This is a genomic window from Crossiella sp. S99.2 (assembly GCF_023094165.1).
Taxonomy (GTDB): domain Bacteria; phylum Actinomycetota; class Actinomycetes; order Mycobacteriales; family Pseudonocardiaceae; genus Crossiella.
The window spans coordinates 615,015-638,101 of sequence record NZ_JALMDK010000004.1 but is presented as its reverse complement, the minus strand read 5'-3'; the positions used below and the strand labels follow the sequence as shown (position 1 = coordinate 638,101).

Here is a 23,087-nt window from a genome sequence, read left to right as displayed (position 1 = left end):
CGATGACCATCTCCGAGATCCGCCCGGACGTGTTCGGGCTCAACGAGGATCAGCGCGCCATCCGGGAGATGGCCGCCGACTTCGCCGCCGAACACCTCGCCCCGCACGCGGTGGACTGGGACCAGCGCAAGCACTTCCCGGTCGACGTGCTGCGCAAGGCCGCGCAGCTGGGCATGGGCGGCATCTACGTCGGCGAGGAACACGGCGGGTCCGGGCTCAGCCGCCTGGACGCGGTGCTCGTGTTCGAGTCCCTGGCCACCGGCTGCCCGTCCATCGCCGGGTACCTGTCCATCCACAACATGGTCGCCGGCATGGTCGACCGCTTCGGCGACGACGCCCAGCGCGCCCGCTGGCTGCCCGGCCTGGTCTCGATGGACCTGCTGGCCAGCTACTGCCTCACCGAACCCGACGCGGGCTCGGACGCCGCCGCGCTGCGCACCAGCGCGGTCCGGGACGGCGAGGAGTACGTGCTCACCGGGGTCAAGCAGTTCATCTCCGGTGCGGGGACCTCGGACTTCTACCTGGTCATGGCCCGCACCGGCGGTCCCGGCGCGAGCGGGGTGTCCGCGTTCGCGGTGCCCAGGGACACGCCCGGCCTGGAGTTCGGCCCGAACGAGCAGAAGATGGGCTGGAACGCCCAGCCCACCCGGCAGGTGATCCTGGACGGCGCGCGGGTGCCCGCGGCCAACCTGATCGGCGGCGAGGGCAACGGCTTCCGCATCGCCATGTCCGGCCTGGACGGCGGCCGGATCAACATCGCCGCCTGCTCCCTCGGCGGCGCGCAGGCCGCGCTGGACAAGGCGATCACGCACCTGGGCCAGCGCACCGCGTTCGGCGGGCCGCTGAGCAAACAGCAGGCGCTGCGGTTCACCGTGGCCGACATGGGCACCGAACTGGAGGCGGCCCGGCTGCTGCTGTGGCGGGCGGCCTCGGCGCTGGACGCCCGGCACCCGGAGGCCACCCGGCTGTGCGCGATGGCCAAGCGGTTCGGCACCGACACCGGTTTCGAAGTGGCGAACCAGGCGCTGCAACTGCACGGTGGGTATGGATACCTCGCCGAGTACGGAGTGGAGAAGATCGTGCGTGACCTGCGGGTGCACCAGATCCTCGAAGGGACCAACGAGATCATGCGGGTCATCGTCTCCCGCGGCCTGATGGGCGGTGACAAATGAGCGACATCCTCATCCGGGTCAGCGGCGGCGTCGGGCGGATCACCCTCAACCGCCCGCGCGCGATCAACGCGCTCAGCGACGACATGCTGCGCGAGATGGGCGCCGCGCTCACCGCGTGGGCCCAGGACCCGACGGTGCACGCGGTGCTGCTCGACGGCGCGGGCGAACGCGGCCTGTGCGCCGGCGGCGACATCCGCAGCATCTACCAGGCCATCCAGGACGGCACCGACGGGCCGATCGAGTTCTGGCGCGAGGAATACCTGATCAACGCGCTGATCGCGAACTATCCCAAGCCGTACGTGGTGTTCATGGACGGCCTGGTGATGGGCGGCGGGGTCGGCGTGTCCGCGCACGGCTCGGTCCGGGTGGTCACCGAACGCTCCGCGATCGGCATGCCCGAGGTCTCCATCGGCTTCATCCCCGACGTCGGCGGCACCTACCTGCTCTCCCGCGCGCCCGGTGAACTGGGCACGCACCTGGGCCTGACCGGCGGCCGGGTCGGCGCCGCGGACGCGATCCTGCTCGGCCTGGCCGACCAGTACCTGCCCAGCGCGGCACTGGCCGAACTGGCCGAGCTGCCAGCCGACGAACTGCTGGTGCAGATCGCCGCGCGCGCCGAAGTCCCCCCGGCAGGCCAGTTCGCCGCCGACCGGGAGTGGATCGACTCCTGCTACGCCGCGGACAGCGTCGAGCAGATCCTGGACAACCTGCTCGGCAGCGGGCACCCGGCCGCCGAGGCCGCGGCCAAGGAGATCCAGGCCAAGGCGCCCACCGCGGTCAAGGTGACCCTGCGCGCGCTGCGCACCGCCCGTGGCCTGGCCACCCTGGAGGACTGCCTCAACCTGGAACACCGCCTGGTCAGCCGGTTCCTCACCGCACCGGACCTCGGCGAGGGCATCCGCGCCGCGGTGATCGACAAGGACCGCAACCCGACCTGGCGCCCGGCCACCCTGGCCGAGGTCGACGACGCCGCGGTCGAGAGCTACTTCCTCGCCCAGCCTGGGCAGCAGCCCGTGTTCGGAGGTACGGCATGACCGTCATCGGATTCCTCGGCCTGGGCAACATGGGTGGGCCGATGGCCGCCAACCTGGTCAAGGCCGGGCACACCGTGCACGGCTACGACCCGGTGGCCGCCGCGGTGGACGCCGCCGAAGCGGCGGGCGTCGCCCCGGCGGGCAGCGCGGTGCAGGCCGTGCGCGAGGCCGAGGTGGTCATCACCATGCTGCCCAGCGGCGCGCACGTGCTCGACTGCTACCGCGAGGTCCTGGTCGAGGCCAAGCCCGGCACCCTGTTCCTGGACTGCTCCACCATTGACGTGGCCGCCGCCCGGCAGGCCGCCGAGGCAGCCGTCAGCGCGGGGCACGCCGCGATCGACGCCCCGGTCTCCGGAGGCGTCGTCGGCGCCCAGGCCGCCACCCTGACCTTCATGGTAGGCGGCTCCACCGACAACTTCGCCCGCGCCGAGGGACTGCTGGCCGTGATGGGCCGCCGCTCGGTGCACTGCGGCGACTCCGGCGCCGGCCAGGCCGCCAAGATCTGCAACAACCTCATCCTGGGCATCTCCATGGTCGCCGTCGGCGAGGCGTTCGTGCTCGGCGAGAAGCTCGGCCTGTCCCACCAGGCCCTCTTCGACGTGGCCTCCACCGCCTCCGGCCAGTGCTGGGCGCTGACCACCAACTGCCCGGTGCCCGGCCCGGTCCCCGGCAGCCCGGCCAACCGGGACTACCAGCCCGGTTTCGCCACCGCGCTGATGCTCAAGGACCTCGGCCTGGCCGAGGCGGCGGCGGCCGAGACCGGCGCGGACACCGCGCTGGGCAAGCACACCGCCGAACTGTTCCGCGCCTACGCCGCCGACGGCGGCGCGGGCACCGACTTCTCCGGCATCATCAACGCCATCCGCGACCGCTCGGCCAAGGGAGAACAGGCGTGAGCCACCAGACCATCCTCGTCGAACGGCATGACCGGGTCGGCCTGATCACCCTCAACCGCCCCAAGGCGCTCAACGCGCTGAACCTGGAGCTGATGCGCGAGGTCACCACGGTGGCCCGCGAACTCGACCGCGACCCGGACATCGGCGCGATCGTGATCACCGGCTCGGCCAAGGCGTTCGCGGCCGGGGCGGACATCAAGGAGATGCAGCCCAACGGCTACCCGCAGGTCTACCTGGACGACTGGTTCGCCGAATGGGACCAGCTCGCCCAGGTGCGCAAGCCGATCATCGCCGCGGTCGCCGGGTACGCCCTGGGCGGCGGCTGCGAGCTGGCCATGATCTGCGATGTGCTGCTGGCCGCGGACAACGCCAAGTTCGGCCAGCCCGAGATCAAGCTCGGCGTGATCCCCGGCATCGGCGGCTCACAGCGGCTGACCAGGGCCATCGGCAAGGCCAAGGCGATGGAGCTGTGCCTGACCGGGCGGATGATGGGCGCCGAGGAGGCCGAGCGGGCCGGACTGGTGTCCCGGATCGTCCCGGCGGCGGACCTGCTGGACAACGCGCTGGCCACCGCGACCATCATCGCAGGCATGTCCGCGCCGATCGCGATCATGGCCAAGGAGGCGGTGAACCGCGCCTACGAGACCACCCTGGCCGAGGGCGTCCGGTTCGAGCGCAGGCTCTTCCACGCCACCTTCGCCACCGCGGACCAGAAGGAAGGCATGGCCGCCTTCATCGACAAGCGCGACCCGAAGTTCCTGCACAACTGAGCCAGTCGGCGGGATTCGCCCTTTCCCGGGGTGCCGCCGGTATCACCCCTCGGGGTCTTCGAGTCCAAGTTTTGCCGCCGTAGCGTCCCTTCCGTATCCCCGGCCGACCGATTGTCCATCCACTGTGGACAGTCGGTCGACCGGAGCCCCGATGCGGAAGGATCGTGAGTACGTTGCGGGACAAGGGAAGAATGCTGCTGAGGTCGATGTCGGTGGCCGCGCTGGCGAGTGCCGCGCTGCTGGTGCCGACGATGGCCGCCTACGCCGCCCCGGCCCAGGAGACCTGTGCCGGTCGCAGCGCCACCTTCGTGGGCACCAACGCCAATGACGTCTTCGTCGGCACGCCCGGCGTGGACGTGGTGGTCACTCTGGGCGGCGACGACGTGGTCTTCGGCCTCGGCGGGGACGACGTGGTCTGCCTGGGCGCGGGCAACGACACCTTCATCGGCGGCGCGGGCAACGACATCGCCGACGGCGAGGCCGGTGCCGACCTGCTGCGTGGCGAGACCGGAAACGACCAGCTCAACGGCGGTCCCGGCGCGGACACGATCTTCGGTGGCCTGGGCAACGACATCCTCACCGGTGGCGCCGGGGCCGACCGGGTCGACGGCGAGGCAGGCGCGGACCAGATCACCGGCGGCCAGGGCGCGGACGAGCTGAACGGTGGCCTGGGCGAGGACATCATCAGCGGTGGCGCGGGCAACGACACGATCAACGGCGGCGCCGGCAACGACCAGCTCGCCGGCGGTGCGGGCAACGACACCCTGATCGACCCCAGCGGTTATGACGTCGGCAACGGCGGCGCGGGCAACGCGGACCGGTGCGACCGGCGGATCGAGGTCCGGCAGAACTGCGAGATCCTGATCTAGTCCGAGGGCATGGCAGGTGCGCGTCGGCAGCCACCAGGTCCCCGACGAGTGCCCGGCGTGCACCTGCCGACCAGGGCCGGGTTTCCGGCCCGGACACGCCCGATCCACCCGGCTTCCCACCGGTGTCGCGCCACCCGGTGGGAAGCTGGCCGGGTGAAGGCGCTCTCCCCGGTGACCCGCACGGTGCTGGCCTCGCTCGGCGTGGTCGGCCTGGTCGCGGCGGCCTACCTGACCTACCTGCTGACCGTGGTCTACCGCCCGATCGACGCCTACGCGGTCACCTACCAGGTCACCGGCGGCACCGGCCCGGCCAGCGTCGAGTACAGCCAGGGCAGCGGCGCCGACCGCACCCAGGCGCCCACCCCGGCCACCGCGAACAGCGTCACCCCGCCCTGGAGCACCGAGGTCCTCATCCCGGCGGGCGCGGAGGCCAAGGTCGCCATCGCCACCCCATCGGCCGGACTCACCTGCGTGATCACCCTGGACAAGGGCCGGAGCCGGGAACGCGTGCTGGCCACCCGCACCGCGGAACCGGGTCAGCCGCTGGTCTGCACGGCGCGCACGCCGACCGGCGAGACCCTCAACGCCGCACCGGCACGCCCCACACCTCGGTGACCAGCCTGGTCCGCCGCCGCGCCGCCTCGACGTCCACTGTGGACGGTTCCGCGTGCAGCGCGCCGTAGGCGATCTCGGTGAAGTGCGTGGCCAGTTCGGTCAGCGCCAGCCTGCCGCGCGGCGAGTACCACCGGGCCACCCCGCTGCACATCTCCAGCAGCGCCAGCCGGGTCACCGCCGGGGCCGAGGTCCGGAACACGCCACTGGCGCAGCCGTCCTCGATGGCCGCCCGCCACAGGTCCTCGTACTCATCCCGCTGGGCCACGATGCCGGCGCGGGCGGTGGCGGAGAGCGCGCGCAGTTCGTTGTCCACCACCGCGGTCTCCAGCGGGTGCACCGCGTGGCTGAGCACGTGCACCTGCACCAGCCCCGCCAGCCGCGACCGCGGATCCGGATCGTCCAGGAACACCCGCCTGCCCGCGGTCAGCAGCCGGGTCATGCACTCGCGCATGATCGCCAGCAGCAGGTCCTCCTTGGTGCCCATGTAGTGGTACAGGCTGGCCGAGGACAGCCCCGCGGTCTCGGCCAGATCCCGGATCCCGGTGCCGTGGAAACCCTTGGCCGCGAACAGGGTCAGCGCGGCCTGCCGGATGCGTTCCGCGGCAGGCGGTGCTTTGGCGGCCTTGGTCACGGTCACCGGCGCTCCTCGTCCGCTGGGGGTCCCTCGGCCCGGTGCAACCCGCCGAGGATGTCACGCATGGTGGCAGACCACGGTTCCGGACGACCGCCGGGGCCAAGCTTCACCACCGCCCGCCGTCCCCTGGCGTAGGTCGGACCCTCGGTCGGATCGGTGCAGCGGAAGCCGTACACGCAGCTCGTGCGGCCCAGGCGGTGCACCCAGAGTTCGGTGCGCAGCGGGCCGGGGGAGCTGAACGGGGCGAGGAACTCCAGGTTCAGCTCGCGCACCGCGTACACCAGGTCGGGGTGCCGGTCGGCGAAACCGGTCCAGCCGTAGCCGAGGGACTCGAACAAGGCGGAGGTCGCCCGCTCCACGTGCAGCGCGAACCGGGCGTTGTGCAGATGCCCGTTGAGGTCCAGCTCGTCGAAGTACACCGGCGTGTCGTGCCGGAACCCGGTCACACCCATCGCGCCTCGACCCGGTCGAAACTCCCGGCGGACACCCGGGGCAGCTCGCCCTTGGCCACCCGCTCCGAGGCGGTCAACGGCAAGGCATCCCGGAACACCCAGAACCGCGGCACCTTGAAGTAGGCCAGCTGCCCGGCGCAGAACTCCGCCAGCGCGACGGGATCCGCGGTGACCCCGTCAGCCGGGACCACGTAGGCGAGCACCTCTTCCCCGCGCAGTTCATCCGGCACCGCCACCACCGCAGCCAGCCGCACGTCCGGGTGCAGCAGCAACGCCTGCTCCACCTCGGCCGCCGCGATGTTCTCGCCACTGCGCCGGATCATGTCCTTGGTGCGCCCCACGTAGTAGATCCGGCCCTGCTCATCCATCCGGGCCAGATCACCGGTGTGGAACCAGCCACCGCGGAAGACCAGCGCGGTCGCCGCCGGATCCCGGTAGTACCCCTGCATCATCCCGCTGCCCCGCAACACCAGCTCGCCGGTGTGCCCGCGCGGCAACGGCTCGCCGGACTCATCGGCGATCATGGCTTCCCGCTCCGGCGTGGGCAGCCCGAGACACCCGGTGCCCACCCGGGTCTCGTGCCCCGCCACCGAGTCCCGGATGTCCCCACCCGTCTCGGTCATCCCGAACGCCTCGAACCAGGGTACTCCCCAGCGCCGCTCCAGTTCGGCGTGCAGCTCCAACGGAATCGCGGAGGCGTACACCGCCCGCACCCGGTGCGCGGTGTCCAGCGCCGAGGCAGGTTGCCGTAGTAGCAACGTCGGCATCAACCCGAGGCAGTAGAACCAGGTCACCTCATGGTGCCGGACCCGCTCGGCGAAGGAGGCCGGGTGGAACCGGTCCAGCACCACCAGCCGGGCCCCCGCGAGCAGCCCCAGCACTACGTTCCACTGCGGATCGATGTAGTGAAAAGGTTGCGCGGTAAGCAGAACATCCCGCTCGTCAATGGCGGGGAAGTCCCGCACCAGCCCCCCGGCCAGGGTCAGCCAATACCGATGCGGCAACACACAACCCTTGGGCCGCCCGGTGGTGCCCGAGGTGTACTGGATGTTGACCGCCTGCTCCGCCACCGGAGCCACCAGCGGTACGACGGGCGCGTCCCCCAGTTCCGCCGGGGTCAGCACCACTTCCAGCTCGGTCCGTTCCCGGATGGCATCGAGCAGCCGGACGAACTCCGCCGCCGCCACCACGATCCGCGCCCCGGAATGCGCGAGCACATGGGTCGCGTCCAGCTCCCGGTACTGCACGTTGACCGGCACCATGATCGCGCCAAGCTTGGCGATCGCCAACCAGCACAACGGAAACTCCGGCTGATTGCGCAACATCAGCGCCACCCGGTCACCTGGCCGCACCCCACGAGCGGCCAGCGCGAACGCGAGTTCATCGGACCGCCGATGCACCTCGGCGAAACTCAACTCAACCCCGGTCTGGTCGAAGGTCCAGGCAACCCGCTCCGGCCACCGTCGCGCCGCAACGGCAACCAGGGTCGCCAGCTCCTCAACCCGGAATTCCGCACCGGCCCCCGGTTCCCCGCCCTGCGCAGGCTCCCCAGCCCGGCCCGCAACCGTCGTCCGCCCGGCCTCGCCGACCCCTGCCCGCCCCTGCTCCCCGCCCCGCCTAGCCATCGGCCCGCCGCCGGAACCCGTCCGTCGCCGCGGTCACATCCGCCGACCCGTCGGTGATGAGCGCGTGCGCCACCTCCAACTCCAACGCCCCCTCCACGCTCGAGTCGATCCCGCGATCCAGCGCCCGCTTGGCCAAGGTCATCGCCTGCGCCGGCTGCGCGGCCAGCCGCCGCGCCCACTCCATCGCCGTGGGCAGCAACTCCCCGGCCCCGGTCACCGCGTTCACCAGCCCCAGTTCCAGGGCCGTGCGCGCGTCCACCCGTTCCCCGAGCAGCAGCAACTCCTTGGCCTTCAACGGCCCCACCAGCAACGGCAGCAACCGCGACGCCGCCCCCGTCACACTCAGTCCCAGGCTCACCTCGGGAAACCCGAAGATCGCGTCCGGCGCGGCCAGCACCAGGTCACAGCCCAGCGCGAACTCCGCCCCAGCGCCCAGCGCGTACCCGTGCACCGCCGCGATCACCGGCTGCGGCAGGCCCCTGATCAGCCGGGTGACCTCCTGGATCTGCTCCAGTCGCAGCCTGCTCGCCTGCCCGTCCCCGGACTCCACCGGCTCCTTGAGGTCGTGGCCCGCGCAGAAGGCGCGGCCGTTGCCGGTGAGCAGCACCGCGCGGGCGGGGGAGTCGGCGACCGCGCGCAGGGCCGCCACCAGGTCAGTGACCAGCGCTGGGGCCACCGCGTTGAGCCGGTGCGGCCGGTTGAGCGCGAGCACCGCCACCCCGTCGGCCTCGGTGTGCTGCACGGTGCGCTCCAACGGCCCGCCCTCTCCTCGGCGATCAGGGTCTCGACTCCCGATCGATCGATCGATAGAGTCCCGGACGCACGGCGGAAGGTCAAGGGAGGCAGCGAATGCGGGTGGACACGGTCTTCCACAACGCGCGGGTGCGCACCGGTGGCGCGGCAGGGGTCACCGACGCCCTCGCGGTGCTCGACGGCCGGATCGTGGCCCTGGGCCAGGACTGCGCGGACCTGTCCGCCCGGCAACGGATCGACCTGGGCGGCTCGACCGTGACCCCCGGTTTCCACGACGCGCACAACCATCTGTCCTGGTACGGCATGAGCCTGGACGAGGTCCCGCTCAACGACTGCCGCAGCACCCAGGAGGTCTACGCCGCCATCGCCCGCCGCGCGGCCGGGCAGCCCGCGGGCAGCTGGGTGATCGGCAGCGGCTACGACCAGACCAAACTCGCCGGCGGCCACCCGACCCGCACCGGCCTGGACCGTGCAGCCCCGGACCACCACGTGTGGCTCAAGCACACCTCCGGCCACATGTGCGTGGTCAACTCTCTGGTCCTGCGCAAGCTCGATCTGGCCACCGTGCCCGAAGGCGGTGACCTGGGCCGGGACGAACACGGCGAACCCACCGGCCTGCTCCGCGAACAGGCCCAGCTGCTGCTGCGACCGCTGGTCTACCCGACCCCCCTGGATGTGGTCGAGCGCTCGATCGACCGCGCCACCAGGCAGTACCTCACCGAGGGCATCACCAGCGTGCAGGAGGCCGGGGTCGGCGGCGGCTGGATCGGCCGCACCCCGCTGGAGATCGCCGCCTACCAGCGCGCCCGCGCCGCCGGGAAGCTGCACGTCCGCACCACCCTGATGGTCATCTCCGACGCCTTGCACGAGCTGGACCGGCACCCGTCCGACCAGGTCAGCCTCGGCCTGGACCTCGGGCTGCACAGCGGCTTCGGCGACGACCACCTGCGCATCGGCCCGGTGAAGATCTTCGCCGACGGTTCGCTGGTCGGCCGTACCGCCGCCATGCACGAGCCGTTCGCTGGCGACCCGGACAACCGCGGCTACTTCCAGCTGCCCGAGGCCGACCTGCGCGAGCTGATCGACCGCCTGCACGCCGCGGGCTGGCAGATCGCCACCCACGCCATCGGCGATCGCGCCATCGCCGAGGTCCTGGACGCCTATGCCGCCGCGCTGCAACGCAATCCGCGCCCCGACCACCGCCACCGGATCGAGCACTGCGCCATCGCGGGCCCGGCCGAGATCGCCCGGATCGCCGAACTCGGCGTCATCCCGGTCCCGCAGGGCAGGTTTCTCAGCGAACTCGGCGACGGCATGGCCTCGGCCCTGGGCGACCATCGGATCGACTGGTGCTATCGCCAGCGCAGTTTCCTGGACGCGGGCATTCCGCTGCCGGGCAGCTCGGACCGTCCGGTGGTGAACGGGAACCCGTTGCTGGGCATGGCCGACATGGTCCACCGGCACACCGCCACCGGCGTCCCCTTCGGCCCGGAATCCGAACGCCTCACCCCGGAACAGGCCCTGCGCGCCTACACCTGGGGCTCGGCCTACGCCGCCTTCCGCGAACACCGGGTGGGCACCCTGACCCCTGGCAAACTCGCCGACTTCGCCGTGCTGTCGGCCGACCCGGTGACCGAGGGTTTCGACGCGGCACAGGTCCGCGCCACCGCCCTGGACGGCACCCTGGCGCACAACCCCGAGGGCTTCTGATGCCGGTACGCGAGGCCACCCCCGCAGACCTGGACGACATCTGCGACCTGATCCAGGAACACGCCACCTACGAGGGCAACCAAACCCTCACCCTCAACCGCGCCGACATGGCCGAACACCTCTTCGGCCCCCAGCCCTGGGCCGCGGTCCTGATCGCCGAACCACCGGACCGCCCCGGCACCACAGCCGGCTTCGCCCTGTGGCACAACACCTTCTCCACCTGGGCCGCCCAACCCGGCATCTGGCTCGACGACCTGTTCGTCCGCGCCGGCTACCGCGGCTACGGCCTGGGCCGCGAACTGCTCGCCGAACTCCGCTGTCGCACCGACGGCCGAGTCGAATGGGAAGTCCGCTGGGGCAACACCTCCGCCGAAGGCTTCTACCGCAGTCTGGGCGCCCACCCGGTGGACGGCTGGACCCGGTACCGCTGGAACGTCCCGGCCGGCTGAGCCAAAGCAGGGCAGCCAGGGCCAAGGCGAGAGCGAGACCAGCCGCGCCCACGCCGCCTGTCGCGTCCACGACCGCCAGCCGCGCCCACACTGCCTGTCTCGCCCACGACCACCAGCCGCGCCCACGCCGCGCGCGCCCACGGCCGCCAGCCGCAATAGCACCGCAGCCGTACCTGCGATCGCCAGCCGCGCCCGCGGCCCGCGCCCAGCGCCAGCCGCCATCGGGCGCACCTCGGCCCGGTGCCCGCCGACTCGCGCGCGACCCGAGAGACAGCCCGCAGCCCGCCGGGGCTTGACCCCGACCCGGGCAACCAGCCCATGCCCGACACCCGTCACCGCAACGCGGTCACCGCGACACCCTCACCGCACGCCACGCAGCGACCGCGCCGCCGCCCGCACGTCCGGATCCGCATGCCCCAGCAACCGCGCCCGCCGCAGCACCCACGGCTCCGACCACCGCGCCAGCTTCCCGCCACGCCCGAGCAACCGCGCGGCCAGCAACCCCGGCACCACCCCGGGCAGCCCGCCCAGGTGATCCACCACGGCCAGCACCGTCTCGGCCGCCACGGCTCGGTCGTACGCGCCGCCGTACCCGAACTCCCGGGGCAGCCGGTGCGCCCGGTCGTCGACCACCTCGACCAGCTCGTCCCACAGCTCGGTCCGTACCCCGTCCACCAGGGAGGCCCGTGCCATCAGGTCAAGCAGTCCCGCTGCCTCGCGATGCAGCCCGGCTGCCCGGAATCCATCGACCAGCACCCGGTCCAGCCCGGCCTGTCCCGCCGGGTCGCTGTGCCGCAGCGACCGCCCGCCGTACAACCACTCCAGCCGCAGCCAGGCCGAGTCGTCGCCACCCCGGGCCACCGGCACCAGGTCGGCCAGCAGGGACCGCAACACCGGCAGTGCCTCGGCCACCGGCACCGAGCCCAGCAGGCAGTCGGCCACCCGCCGGTACATCCGCTCCGGCAGATCCTGGCGCAGCAACCCGGCCAGCGTGGCACCGCGGTCCGGCAGGTGGCGCCACCAGGTCCAGAACGCGAGGTCCGTCTCGGTCAGGTTGTCCTTGCCCACCGTGGACACCGCGCGGGCGACCAGGCTCGCGAACATCGGCTGCCGGGACGGCAACACCCGGTCCACCTCGGTCGCCAGCACCGCGCCACGCACCGCGGCCGTACCAGCCAGGGCCTCGGTCAACGCCTCGTGCACCCCGGGTTCGCCCAGGAACCCGGCCAGCGCGCCGGCCACCGCCGCTCGAACATCCTGGTGCAGTGCGGGTTTCGCCCACAACCGCAACAGCACCCGTGCCGACTCGCCGCCAGCGAGCCTACCAAGAATCCGGGCCGCCTCCTTCGCAGTGCCGACCGAGGGTGCCGCATCGAGCAGATTCCCCAGTGCCGCAACGGATTCGGCGTCCGGCAGGGTGTCCAGCGCCCGGTGCAGCGCCCGCACCGCGGCCCGCGCTCCCGGACCATTCGGACCCCCGGCCACCTGCAACAACACCGGCAAAACCACCGCGGTCGGCGCGGTCGCGCCCAGGGCTTCCACCGCTGCTGCCACGATCGGATGACTTTCGTTCGCGGTGAACGACATCAGCGTGGGGACCTCGCGCACACCGGCGATCGCGGCCACCCGTTGCCACAGCTCGGTCCGCTCGTCCACCGCGATCGCCCGTGCCCGCTCCGCGTACCGCGCGCGCTGCGCCGCGGTCCACCGGTGCAGCACCGAACGCGGCACCCGCGGCAGCGGATCCAGCACCGGCAGCACCAGATCCAGCAGATCCGTGCGCTGGGTGCTGATCTCCCGCCACACCGCGGGCTGCCCACCCCACTCCGGCCTGCTGTGCACCACCTGCGCCACCCGCTCCCCGCGTGACCCGGATCTGTTCAGCCACAACCGAATCGCGGTCTCGGCCTGGCGAGGATCGCTGGTGTGTCTGGCAACTGACCACAGCAGCCGGTCGAGTTCCGGCACCGCGTCAAGATCGGCCCCGAACATCTCCGCGGCCCGCAGCGCCGGTCCGTACCGCCCGGCCTCCGCCTCGCGCAGCACCGGTTCCCGCAGCTCCGCCCACAGCCGCGCCCACACCTCGGGCGCGAGCCGGACGGCGAGCCGCCGTGCGGGCGCCCGCCGATCCCGCTGCAACCGGGCGAACAACGGCACCAGCGCGAGCTGCCGGGCCGGATCCCTGGTGGCCGCGATGGTGCGGCGCAACCACTCCGCGAGCGGCTTGAACGTCCACTGCGAACTGTCCTTGGCCTGCACCGCGGTGCAGACCGCCTCGGCCAGCACCGCCACCGGCACCGCGGCCAGCAACCGGGCCGGCGCGTCCCGGAGGGCGCCGAGCACGTACGCGCGCACGCGGTCCTGATCGTGCAGCGCCCTGGTCGCGTCCTGGACCACGGCGGCGAACAACGCCGGATCACCGAGCCGGACAGCCCGCTGCAGGGTCACCCGCCAGCTATTCTCCCTGGTCAGCACCCGATGACTGCCGGTCATCTCGGCCAGTGCGGCCTCGGCCTCCGGCGCGGGCAGCAGCGCCTGGAACCTCAGCCGCCAGGACCGGCCCAGTTCCAGCGCGGTCCTGGCCAGTTCCACCCGGTCCGCTGCGGGCAATTCGGCCAGCAGGTCCGGGTCGGCCTGTTGCGCCACCTGCCCCGGGTACACCTGTTCGAGCAGCTCCCGCCGCCGGTCGAGTGGCAGTTCGCGCAGCAGCAACGGACCCATCCCGGCGTCGCCGAGCCTGCTGAAGACCGCTGGCAAGTCCGCTCCGGCCGCGCGCACGATCGCCGCGGCCAGCCTCGGCGTCCGGTCCGCGGCGTCGAGGGACACCCCCGAGTCCGGGGAGATCAGCAACCGGGCCACCGCGCCGGGGATCCGCCGGACCAGCAGCGACAGCAGCCCGCGATGGCGCCGCCGCCAGCGCCACTGGTTCGACTCGTCCAGACCGGGCAGTTCCGCGGCGAGCCGGTCCAGCACGACCTCCGGCACCAGCCGGGCAAGGCTGCGCAGCAGGCCGGGCGGGGCTCCGAGTTGCGGCAGCCACACCCCGATCACGGTGGGCGAACAGGCCGTCAGCAGGGTCCGCGCCTCGGTCAGGTCGAACCGCGCCGCCACTTCGGGCAGGAACTCATCGGCCAGGCCGTGCCGCCGGGACTGCCGCAGCATTCGGTACAGCAGTATCCGGTCCCGCCGAGGCGCGGTCCGCAACACCTCGGTCAGCGCCTCGGCCGGTATCGGCAACCGGGCCGAGGCGGCCAGCGCTCGTGCGCGCAACCGTGGGTCGGACAGTGCGCTGACCAGGGTTTCCAGGTCTCGGCGGACCACAGCGAGAAACAGGCCCAGCTCGCGCTGGTACTCATCGCCGATGTCCAGTTCTGCCTGTATCGCCCGGTATTCGGGCGCGCTCAAGTCCCGGGCAAGCGCCGCGATCGCGGGCATTCGTCCGGCATGGGGCTGGTCGAGAAGTACGGACAGCTGGTCGGCTCCGGAGCGCGGCTCACGGTCACCGTCACGGCCGCTCACCACACGCGGTGGGCGAGGCCCTTTCCGTTGATCATGTGCCGATCATCGCAAAACCGCGCAGTCCGGCGCAAGCCCCGCCCGCCGAGATTAGGATTTGGCTGATGCGGACGAAGGCCCTGCACACCGACCGGCGCCAGCTCCCCCACCACTTCAGTCGCGTGGCCGCCGACACCGAACGGCCTTCGCGCGAACACTCGACCCTGGGGGATGCCTGATGACAGCCTGGACCGACGCCGCGCACGCGCAGGTCGACCTCGCGGCGGTGCTGGGCAGGCAACGGGATCGCGAGTCCGCCGCGCGCACCTACGCCCGGAGTGTCCCGGTGGTGCCGGTGCACGCCGAGGGGTTGCGGGTCACCGGCGCCGACGGCCGCGAGTACCTGGACTGCCTCGCCGGGGCGGGCACCCTGGCCCTCGGCCACAACCACCCGGTGGTGCTCGGCGCGATCCGCCGGGTGCTCGACTCCGGCGCGCCACTGCACGCGCTGGACATCAGCACCCCGGAGAAGGACGACTTCACCACCGCGCTGCTGGACACCCTGCCGCCGGAACTGGCCGCGGACTGCCGGATCCACTTCTGCGGCCCGGCGGGCACCGACGCGGTGGAGGCCGGGCTCAAGCTGACCCGCACGGCCACCGGACGGCAGAACGTGCTCGCCTTCACCGGCGCCTACCACGGCATGACCGCGGGCGCGCTCGCCGCCAGCGGCAATATCGCGGTGCGAGAACCGTTGGCGGACAACGGGTTCAACGTGACCCGACTGCCGTACCCGTACGACTACCGGTGTCCGTTCGGGGTTGGCGGCCCGCGGGCGCACGAGATCGGCGCACGCCTGGTCGAGTCGCTGCTCACCGACAGCCACTCCGGCGTCCTGCCACCCGCGGCCATGATACTGGAAGCGGTGCAGGGTGAGGGTGGAGTTATCCCCAGCCCCGACAACTGGTTGCGGGAGATCCGCCGGATCACCACGGCGCAGGGCATTCCGCTGATCGTGGACGAGGTGCAGACCGGCGTCGGCCGCACCGGTGAGTTCTGGGCGGTGCAGCACAGCGGGATCACCCCGGATGTGCTGGTGCTGTCCAAGGCCATCGGCGGCAGCCTGCCGCTGGCGGTGATCGTCTATCGGTCCACTTTGGACAGTTGGCGGCCCGGTGCGCACACCGGCACCTTCCGCGGCAACCAACTGGCCATGGCCGCGGGCGCCGCCACCCTGCGTTTCGTCGCCGCCGAGCAGTTGTCCGCCCGCGCAGCGGCCCTCGGCGAGCGTCTGCTCACCGAACTCCGCGTACTGCAGGCACGCACCCGCTGCATTGGCGAGGTCCGAGGCCGCGGTCTCATGCTGGGCCTGGAAATCGTCGACCCGACGGCCGAACCGGACGCGCTGGGCACCCGCCCGGCCGCACCGGAACTGGCCGCCGCGATCCGCGCGGAATGCCTGCGCCGCGGCCTGATCCTGGAACTCGGCGGCCGGGCCGACGCGGTGATCCGGCTGCTGCCGCCCTTGACCATCACCGACGCGGAGGCCGACAGCGTGCTCAACCGACTGGGCGAGGCCGTCGCCGCAGCCGAACGGGGAGCGAACCGATGACCGCCAAGTGGAGCGCCCGAACCGGTGGCGTGCCCAGGACTTCCGACCGCCCGGAGCACACCGGCGAGCCCGTTCGCCGCCCGGCCGACACCGCCGGGCAGGCCAGCCCCGCCAGGGCGACCGGCGCCGAAGCAGCTGTCGCCACTGACCAGCCCGCAGCCCCACCCACCCGCCGCACGCCTGGCCCGCTCGACCCAGCCGCGCTCGCCGGTGGCGTCGCCGGCGCCACCGCGCTCGCCCCGCTCCTCGACCTCGTGCTGGAGTCCCTGGCCAAGGGCACCGTCGAGCGCGGCGGCCCGACCCCGGCCGGTTCCCCGGCCGCCATCGCCGCCGCCGCGGCCACCGCCGTCGAGCACAACCCGTTGCCGGACAAGGGCATCGGCGCCGAACCCGCGCTGGCCGAACTGAGCCGCCTGATCGCCGTCGGTTCCGCCGATCCGGCCGATCCGCGCTGTGCCGGGCACCTGCACTGCCCGCCGCTGGCCATCGCGGTCGCCGCCGAGGTCGCGGCCGGTGCGATGAACCAGTCCCTGGACTCCTGGGACCAGGCCCCGGTCGCCACCGAACTGGAACCCTGGGTGGTCCGGGCGCTGGCCGAACTCGTCGGCTTCCAGCCGGATCAGGCCGGGGGAGTGCTGACCTCCGGCGGCACCGAGTCGAACCTGATGGGTCTGCTGCTGGCCCGCGAGTTCGCGCCGACCCAGCGGCCCCGGGTCTACTGCAGTGCCGCCGCGCACTTCTCCGTGCAGCGCAACGCGGGCATCCTCGGCCTCGGCGAGGACGCCGTGGTCGCGGTGCCGGTCACCGCCGACCAGCGGATGGATCCGATCGCCCTGGTGGCCACCCTCATGGCCGACCGGGCGGGCGGCCACCGGCCGATCGCGGTGATCGCCACCGCGGGCACCACCGACTTCGGCGTGATCGACCCGCTGCCCGAACTCGCCGCCATCGCCAACGCGCACGACGCCTGGTTCCACGTGGACGCGGCCTACGGCGGCGGCGCGCTGTTCTCCGACCGGCTCGCCCCGCTGCTGCGCGGCCTCGACCTGGCCGACTCGATCGCGATCGACCTGCACAAGTTCGGCTGGCAACCCGTTGCGGCAGGCGGCTTCCTGACCCGCCGCGCGAGCGCGTTCGACCCGCTCACCCGCCGGGTCGCCTACCTCAACCCGACCGATGACGAGGACCTCGGCTACCGCAGCCTGCTCGGCTACTCGCTGCGCACCACCCGCCGCCTGGACGCGCTCAAGCTCGCGGTGACCTTCCGCGCCCTGGGCCGCACCGGACTCGGCGTGCTGGTGGACGCCTGCCACGACCTGGCCCGGCACGCCGCCACGGCCATCGACGCGCACCCGCGACTCGTGCTCGCCGCCCGGCCAGTGCTGAGCACCGTGGTGTTCCATTTCCAGGCTCGGCACGGCGATCCGGACCAGGTCAACGCCGCACTGCGGCGCAGGCTGCTGGCCGAGGGCAGCGCGGTGGTCGGCCGCACCGAGGTGGACGGCCGGATCCGGCTCAAGCTCACCCTGCTCAACCCGCACGCCACCACCGCCGACCTGGACGCCCTGCTGGCGCTCGTGGTCGAGGCGGGCGAGGCCGAGGACACGGCGGAGGCCACCGGATGAGCCCGGACGTGCACGACCTGGCCGGGATCGGGCTCGGCCCGTTCAACCTGGGCCTGGCCGCGCTCACCGACGCGGTGCCCGGTCTGGACGCGGTGTTCCTGGACCGGCGGGCCGAATTCAGCTGGCATCCCGGCCTGCTGCTCGACGGCGCCCGGCTGCAGGTCCCGTTCCTGGCCGACCTGGTCACCATGGTCGACCCGACCAGCCGCTGGTCCTTCCTGAACTACCTGCGCGAACACGACCGGATGTTCCCGTTCTTCTTCGCCGAGCGTTTCCACGTGCCGCGCCGGGAGTACGACCACTACTGCGCCTGGGTCGCCCGCTCGCTGCCCTCCTGCCGGTTTGGCGCCGAGGTCACCGCGGTGTCCTGGGACGCGGGCCGGGCCGCCTTCCGGGTCACCCACGACGGCGGGGAACTGCTGGCCCGCAACGTGGTGCTCGGCGTCGGCACCCAGCCACGGGTGCCCGCGGCGTTCCAGCCCTTGCTGGGCAAGGAGATCTGCCACGCCGCCGACTACCTGCCGAACCTGCCCGCGCTCACCGATGCCGCCGACATCACCGTGATCGGCTCCGGCCAGTCCGGCGCGGAGGTCTTCCTCGACCTGCTGCGCCGCCAGCCGGATACCGGCAGCCGGGTGCGCTGGCTGACCCGCGGCCAGTTCGCGCCCATGGAGTACTCCAAGATCGGCCTGGAGCACTTCACCCCGGACTACACCAGCTACTTCCGTGGCCTTGATCCGTCCACAAAGGACAGACTGGTGCCCGCGCAGTGGCAGCTCTACAAGGCGGTCAGCGCCGACACCCTCGCCGAGATCCAGGACCTGCTCTACGAACGCACCGTAGGGGGTGACCGGGTCGCCGCCGAACTGACCCCGCACACCGAGATCCGTGCGGTGGAACGGATCGATGGCCGCTATCGCCTGGGCTGCCACGAGATCCAGCAGGACCGGTCGTACACAGTGGACACCGACCGAGTAGTCCTCGCCACCGGCTACGCCGCGAGCGTACCACCGTTCCTGGACCCCCTGGGCCACCTCACGCACTGGGATGAGCACCGCCGCCAGCGCATCAACGCCGACCACCGGGTCGAGCTGGACCCGGCGGTCACCGGCGGTCTCTACGTGCAGAACGGCGAGCTGCACACGCACGGCGTCGGCGCGCCCGACCTCACCCTGGGCGCCTGGCGGGCGGCCACCATCCTCAACGCGGTCACCGGCCGCACCGTGCACCGCCTGCCCGAACGCACCGCCTTCACCAGCTTCGGAGCCCCGTGACCACCCGCCCGGCCGTCCCGCTATCCTCGGAGCAGTTGCGGGCCGCGGTGGCGGATGGCCTGGTGGACAACGTGATCGTGGCGCTGCCCGATCTCACCGGCAGGCTCCTTGGCAGCAGAGTGGACGCCGAGCACTACCTTGACACGGTAGGGGTCGGCGGTGCGGCCGCGTGCGCCTACCTGCTCGCCGTGGACGTCGACATGACCACCGGCCCTGGCTACGCCATCGACGCCGCCGCAACGGGTTTCGGCGATTTCACGCTGCTCCCCGATCCGGCCACGCTGCGCCTGCTGCCCTGGGACGAAGGCACCGCGCTGGTGCTCGCCGACGCGCACTGGCCCGGCGGCGACCCGGTCGGCGTGGCGCCCCGGCAGATCCTGCGCACCCAGCTGGACCGGCTGGCCGCCCGCGGCCTGACCGCGCGGGTCGGCGCGGAGCTGGAGTTCCTGGTGTTCCGGGAGGACTACCAGAGCGCCTGGGAACGCGGCTACCGCGACCTGCGCCCGGCCACCCGGCACAACGCGGACTACGCGGTGGCCGGACTGTCCGAAGTGGACCCACTGGTCAACCGCATCCGCCGGGACATGGTGCGGGCCGGGCTGCGCCTGGAATCCGCGCGCGGCGAATGCCACCCCGGCCAGTACGAGATCGTCTTCCGGCACCAGGACGCGCTCACCACCTGCGACAACACCGTGCTGTACAAGACCGGTGCCAAGCAGATCGCCGCCGCGCACGGCCGGGCGCTGACCTTCATGGCCAAGTTCGACGCCGGCGAGGGCAACTCCTGCCACCTGCACCTGTCCCTGCGCGACACCGAGGCGCGGCCGGTGTTCGCCGAGGGCGAGGGGATGTCGGAGCTGATGCGGCACTTCATCGCCGGCCAGCTCGCCTGCGCCCGCGAGCTGGTGCTGTTCCAGGCGCCGAACATCAACTCCTACAAGCGGTTCGCCCCCGGCGCGTTCGCGCCCACCACGCTGGGCTGGGGGCGGGACAACCGGACCTGCCCGATCCGGGTGGTCGGCCGGGGTGAGTCACTGCGCCTGGAACACCGGGTGCCCGGCGGCGACGCCAACCCCTACCTCGCGGTCGCCGCGGTCATCGCGGCCGGCCTGCACGGCATCGACCACCGGCTGGAACTCGAGGAACCCTTCCAGGGCAACGCCTTCGCCACCGACCGGTGCACCCTGCCGCCGGACCTCGCCACCGCCGTGGACCTGTGGCGGGTCAGCCCGGTCGCCGAGGCGGCCTTCGGCGTGGAGGTGGTCGGGCACTACGCCCGCGCCGCCCAGGCCGAGTTGGACGCCTTCGCCGCGACGGTCACCGACTGGGAGCTGCGCCGCGGCTTCGAGCGCCTCTGACCGGTCAGTCCAGCGGCACCTGGTACTGGATGAACCCCTTGTTCAGCGCCACCTGGTCGTAGAGTCGCCGCGCGGTCGCGTTCGTCTCCTGGGTGTGCCAGTAGACCCGCCCGCAGTCCTGCTGGCGGGCCCACGCCACCACAGCCTCGATCAGTGCCCTGGCCACGCCCCGGCCGCGAGCGGCGGGGGCGGTGAACAGGTCCTGGAGGTAGCAGACATCGGCTGACGAGGTGCTCGGGTGCACCAGGAAGTGCGTGATGCCCACCAGTTCGCCGTCCAGGCGGGCACCCAGCGCGTGCAGCCTGGTCCCGGCGCGGAACTCCCGCCAGGCCCGGTCGTAGCTCTCCTGCGGCATGACCCGATGGTAGAAGTCGGTGTAGCCGCGGAACAACGCCTCCCAGGTCGGCCGTTCGTGCTCGGCCAGTGGCCCGATCTCAACCATCCCCAGCTCCTTCGTTCGCGATCACCGCAGCCGATCACGCGAACAAGAACTTGAGCAATCGCTTAAAGCCTGCTTCCATATTGAGCGAACGCTCAAACTGAGGGGGAACACGATGAGACGAACGCTGCTGGCCTTGCTCCTGTGCTTGACCCTGACCGGCTGCGCCCAGCCCGCTGAGCCGTTACCCGCGGCGGCGCCCACGCCCACCACCACTCAGCCCACCACTCCGGCACCAGCCACGACCGCGAGGTCGGGGGCCGAGACGGTGAGCCTGTTCCGGGACTTGGCCGCCCAGGCGGTGCTGCCTGTCAACACGGTGCGGAGCAAGGACGTCCAGGTCGAGGACGGGCCGATGGAAACTGGGCCGATGATCAGCTGCTGGGCTTCGCTGCGCACCCTGCACCTGGTCGGCCACGGGCGGATCTGGCAAGCGCCGGGCAGCAGAACGGCCAGCACCGCACACCTCTACCCGAGCCGCCGGGCCGAAGAGCTGATCACCGAGCTGCGTGAGCAGACCATCCAGCACTGCCCGAAGTGGCAGGACGAGGAGCAGGGTTCCTACCGGGTGATCGGCGAAGAGCGGATCACGGTGACCGGGAAGATCGACGGTGTGTTCGCGTTCTGCGCGGACTACACGGTGCCGAAGGAACCGGACCTCGTGTTCTGCTCTGCTTACCTGGCCCGCAATGGCCCCGGCACGACCATGCTCAGCACGGTCGAGATCACCGCGCCGAAGCTGGCCGTACGGGGGAACAAGGACAACACCCGGCTCGCCAAGATCATGCTGCAGGGGTTGGCGCACAGCGCGGACACGCTGCTCACCCGGCTGCCGCTGCCGTGAGCCGGTCGATCTCGGCGTAGCCGGGCACGCCCGCGGCGGTCGCGCGACCATCCCGCACCGCGGCCGCCGTCTGCACCACCGCGTGCAACGCCGCCCGGAACAACAGCGATCCGGTGCTCACCCGGCGCACCCCGAGTTCACCCAGCTCAGCCACGCTGTGCCGCCCTGGCACAAACAACAGGTTCACCGGTGCGCCCGCCTCGCCGACCACCCGCCGGATGCCCTCGGTGTCGACGAGCCCTGGCACGAACACACCGTCCGCACCCGCCTCGACATACCGGCGCACCCGCCGCAGTGTCTCGCCGATATCGCCCTGGCCCAGCCAGAAGGTGTCGGTGCGGGCGTTGATGAACAACTCCGGGGCCGCCACCCGGATCGCGCTGATCAACTCGGCCTGCTGTCCGGGATCAGCGAGCCCAGCATAGCGCCCATCCTCGATGTTGACGCCCGCGACGCCGGCCGCGGCCAGTTCGGCGGCCAGCGCGCCGACCTCGGCCGGATCCGTGCTGAAGCCGCCCTCGATGTCCACCGTCACCGGGCAGGGCAGCCGGGTCAGCAGGCGGGCCAGGGCCAGGGTTTCGCCGCGGGCGGCGCCCTGGGCGTCCGGGAGTCCGGCGGCGACCGCGACGCCCAGGCTGGTGGTGCCGATGGCGGCGAACCCGGCGCGGGCCAGCATCGCGCCGGAGCCGAAGTCCCAGGCATTGGGCAGCAACAGCGGTTCCGGACCGGTGTGCAGGGCGTGGAAGGCGGTGGTCATGGGCTGTCCTCTCCGAGCTGGCCCGCCACCAGGGCGAGCGCGTGGGTGCGACCGGGGCAGGCGTGCGCCCCGGCGCCGAAGGCCAGGTCGCCGCCGAGTTCGAGCAGCAACTCGGCGCCGTCCGGGCTGATCCGCCGGGTGTGCCGGACCGGCGGGGCGAGCCGGAGCGCGGCCTCGACGGAGCCGTGTGCGCGGACCGCCGCGCGCAGGGCGGCGGTGGCGTCGGCGGACTGGACCAGCAGGCAGATCCGGGCCGCGGTGCGCTCGTCCGCGCGCCCGCCACAGCAGGTCACCAGCTCGGCCACCGCGCGATCGGCTTCCGCCTGATCAGTCCCCGGGCCGGTCGCGGTGTGCGGGTGGTAGGCCCTTGCCACGCTGGCAACGGTTTCGGCCCGGACTCCGGTCAGCCCCATCGCCTCAGCGAGCAGCAACACCGGCTCTACCTGCGGATTTGCCGCTGCCAGGCGGAACAACCCCATCGGGTGTACGTGTGCCAGCTCCGCACATGCTAAAGAGCGCCTCCGCTGATGCGCCGGTCCGCTGCTGAACCGGGCCACGGAAGCCCGCAACCAGGCCATATCCGCGGTCACCCCGGTTTCACCTGCTCGTGAGTGGCAGTGCCAAGTCGGCACCGCATAGCTTGATTTCACCAGCACAGCCCGCACCTGAGCGGGCTCACTGACCACAACGGACGCACGCTGACC

The 23,087-nt window shown here is 72.2% G+C and carries 21 protein-coding genes; 13 read left to right on the top strand and 8 right to left on the bottom strand.

Annotated features, from left to right (window positions below):
* Nucleotides 1-2: 2 nt before the first annotated feature.
* The 6 genes from MZC64_RS18695 to MZC64_RS18670 all read left to right on the top strand — a co-directional run bounded on the left by MZC64_RS18695 (nt 3) and on the right by MZC64_RS18670 (nt 5,356).
* Nucleotides 3-1,172 carry an isobutyryl-CoA dehydrogenase gene (locus tag MZC64_RS18695; RefSeq protein ID WP_247758009.1) on the top strand — a complete coding sequence of 390 codons (1,170 nt, stop codon included), beginning with the start codon at nt 3-5 and terminating at the stop codon, nt 1,170-1,172.
* The gene (locus MZC64_RS18690; RefSeq protein ID WP_247758008.1) at nt 1,169-2,206 is read left to right on the top strand and encodes an enoyl-CoA hydratase/isomerase family protein; all 1,038 of its coding nucleotides are present in this window, start codon (nt 1,169-1,171) and stop codon (nt 2,204-2,206) included. Before MZC64_RS18695 ends, MZC64_RS18690 begins: the two co-directional genes overlap by 4 nt.
* Entirely contained in the window at nt 2,203-3,102 is a 900-nt protein-coding gene (gene mmsB / locus MZC64_RS18685; RefSeq protein WP_247758007.1) for a 3-hydroxyisobutyrate dehydrogenase, read from the top strand. Before MZC64_RS18690 ends, mmsB begins: the two co-directional genes overlap by 4 nt.
* Nucleotides 3,099-3,872: an enoyl-CoA hydratase gene (locus MZC64_RS18680; RefSeq protein ID WP_247758006.1), complete on the top strand. Its 774-nt coding sequence runs from the start codon at nt 3,099-3,101 to the stop codon at nt 3,870-3,872. The genes mmsB and MZC64_RS18680 overlap by 4 nt, the downstream gene beginning before the upstream one ends.
* A 164-nt stretch (nt 3,873-4,036) precedes the next feature.
* The gene (locus MZC64_RS18675) at nt 4,037-4,741 is read left to right on the top strand and encodes a calcium-binding protein (RefSeq protein WP_247758005.1); all 705 of its coding nucleotides are present in this window, start codon (nt 4,037-4,039) and stop codon (nt 4,739-4,741) included.
* Nucleotides 4,742-4,894: 153 nt separating this feature from the next.
* Nucleotides 4,895-5,356: a hypothetical protein gene (locus MZC64_RS18670; protein ID WP_247758004.1), complete on the top strand. Its 462-nt coding sequence runs from the start codon at nt 4,895-4,897 to the stop codon at nt 5,354-5,356.
* Here MZC64_RS18670 and MZC64_RS18665 read toward each other — a convergent pair.
* Genes MZC64_RS18665 through MZC64_RS18650 form a run of 4 tightly spaced genes read right to left on the bottom strand, consistent with a single transcriptional unit; the run spans nt 5,322 to nt 8,821 of the window.
* Nucleotides 5,322-5,993, bottom strand: a complete 672-nt coding sequence (locus MZC64_RS18665) for a TetR/AcrR family transcriptional regulator (protein WP_247758003.1) — start codon at nt 5,991-5,993, stop codon at nt 5,322-5,324. The genes MZC64_RS18670 and MZC64_RS18665 overlap by 35 nt on opposite strands.
* Nucleotides 5,990-6,442: a thioesterase family protein gene (locus MZC64_RS18660; protein ID WP_247758002.1), complete on the bottom strand. Its 453-nt coding sequence runs from the start codon at nt 6,440-6,442 to the stop codon at nt 5,990-5,992. The genes MZC64_RS18665 and MZC64_RS18660 overlap by 4 nt, the downstream gene beginning before the upstream one ends.
* Nucleotides 6,433-8,067, bottom strand: coding sequence for an AMP-binding protein (locus MZC64_RS18655; RefSeq protein ID WP_247758001.1), 1,635 nt, complete (start codon nt 8,065-8,067; stop codon nt 6,433-6,435). Before MZC64_RS18655 ends, MZC64_RS18660 begins: the two co-directional genes overlap by 10 nt.
* Nucleotides 8,060-8,821 carry an enoyl-CoA hydratase/isomerase family protein gene (locus MZC64_RS18650; protein ID WP_247758000.1) on the bottom strand — a complete coding sequence of 254 codons (762 nt, stop codon included), beginning with the start codon at nt 8,819-8,821 and terminating at the stop codon, nt 8,060-8,062. Before MZC64_RS18650 ends, MZC64_RS18655 begins: the two co-directional genes overlap by 8 nt.
* Before the next feature lie 95 nt (nt 8,822-8,916).
* Here MZC64_RS18650 and MZC64_RS18645 point away from each other — a divergent pair, with 95 nt between their 5' ends.
* Complete coding sequence (locus tag MZC64_RS18645; protein WP_247757999.1) at nt 8,917-10,530, top strand: amidohydrolase; 1,614 nt, start codon at nt 8,917-8,919, stop codon at nt 10,528-10,530.
* Nucleotides 10,530-10,979, top strand: a complete 450-nt coding sequence (locus MZC64_RS18640; RefSeq protein ID WP_247757998.1) for a GNAT family N-acetyltransferase — start codon at nt 10,530-10,532, stop codon at nt 10,977-10,979. Before MZC64_RS18645 ends, MZC64_RS18640 begins: the two co-directional genes overlap by 1 nt.
* A 360-nt stretch (nt 10,980-11,339) precedes the next feature.
* Here MZC64_RS18640 and MZC64_RS18635 read toward each other — a convergent pair whose 3' ends face one another.
* Complete coding sequence (locus MZC64_RS18635) at nt 11,340-14,414, bottom strand: hypothetical protein (RefSeq protein ID WP_247757997.1); 3,075 nt, start codon at nt 14,412-14,414, stop codon at nt 11,340-11,342.
* 298 nt (nt 14,415-14,712) lie between these two features.
* On the opposite strand from MZC64_RS18635, the gene MZC64_RS18630 reads away from it, so the two are divergent.
* Genes MZC64_RS18630 through MZC64_RS18615 form a run of 4 tightly spaced genes read left to right on the top strand, consistent with a single transcriptional unit; the run spans nt 14,713 to nt 20,343 of the window.
* Nucleotides 14,713-16,086, top strand: coding sequence for a diaminobutyrate--2-oxoglutarate transaminase family protein (locus tag MZC64_RS18630; RefSeq protein WP_247757996.1), 1,374 nt, complete (start codon nt 14,713-14,715; stop codon nt 16,084-16,086).
* Nucleotides 16,083-17,711, top strand: coding sequence for a pyridoxal-dependent decarboxylase (locus tag MZC64_RS18625; protein ID WP_247757995.1), 1,629 nt, complete (start codon nt 16,083-16,085; stop codon nt 17,709-17,711). Before MZC64_RS18630 ends, MZC64_RS18625 begins: the two co-directional genes overlap by 4 nt.
* Complete coding sequence (locus MZC64_RS18620; RefSeq protein ID WP_247757994.1) at nt 17,708-18,985, top strand: lysine N(6)-hydroxylase/L-ornithine N(5)-oxygenase family protein; 1,278 nt, start codon at nt 17,708-17,710, stop codon at nt 18,983-18,985. The genes MZC64_RS18625 and MZC64_RS18620 overlap by 4 nt, the downstream gene beginning before the upstream one ends.
* Nucleotides 18,982-20,343: a glutamine synthetase family protein gene (locus tag MZC64_RS18615; RefSeq protein ID WP_247757993.1), complete on the top strand. Its 1,362-nt coding sequence runs from the start codon at nt 18,982-18,984 to the stop codon at nt 20,341-20,343. The genes MZC64_RS18620 and MZC64_RS18615 overlap by 4 nt, the downstream gene beginning before the upstream one ends.
* 4 nt (nt 20,344-20,347) lie before the next feature.
* Here MZC64_RS18615 and MZC64_RS18610 read toward each other — a convergent pair whose 3' ends face one another.
* The gene (locus MZC64_RS18610) at nt 20,348-20,785 is read right to left on the bottom strand and encodes a GNAT family N-acetyltransferase (RefSeq protein ID WP_247757992.1); all 438 of its coding nucleotides are present in this window, start codon (nt 20,783-20,785) and stop codon (nt 20,348-20,350) included.
* A gap of 112 nt (nt 20,786-20,897) precedes the next feature.
* Between MZC64_RS18610 and MZC64_RS18605 the strand changes: the two genes are divergently transcribed.
* The gene (locus tag MZC64_RS18605; RefSeq protein WP_247757991.1) at nt 20,898-21,626 is read left to right on the top strand and encodes a hypothetical protein; all 729 of its coding nucleotides are present in this window, start codon (nt 20,898-20,900) and stop codon (nt 21,624-21,626) included.
* On the opposite strand, the gene MZC64_RS18600 is transcribed toward MZC64_RS18605, so the two are convergent.
* Together MZC64_RS18600 and MZC64_RS18595 are read right to left on the bottom strand one after the other, a co-directional pair.
* Nucleotides 21,604-22,383 carry an isocitrate lyase/phosphoenolpyruvate mutase family protein gene (locus tag MZC64_RS18600; protein WP_247757990.1) on the bottom strand — a complete coding sequence of 260 codons (780 nt, stop codon included), beginning with the start codon at nt 22,381-22,383 and terminating at the stop codon, nt 21,604-21,606. The two genes, MZC64_RS18605 and MZC64_RS18600, sit on opposite strands and share 23 nt — an antisense overlap.
* Nucleotides 22,380-22,862, bottom strand: a complete 483-nt coding sequence (locus tag MZC64_RS18595) for a hypothetical protein (protein WP_247757989.1) — start codon at nt 22,860-22,862, stop codon at nt 22,380-22,382. Before MZC64_RS18595 ends, MZC64_RS18600 begins: the two co-directional genes overlap by 4 nt.
* Nucleotides 22,863-23,087: the final 225 nt, after the last annotated feature.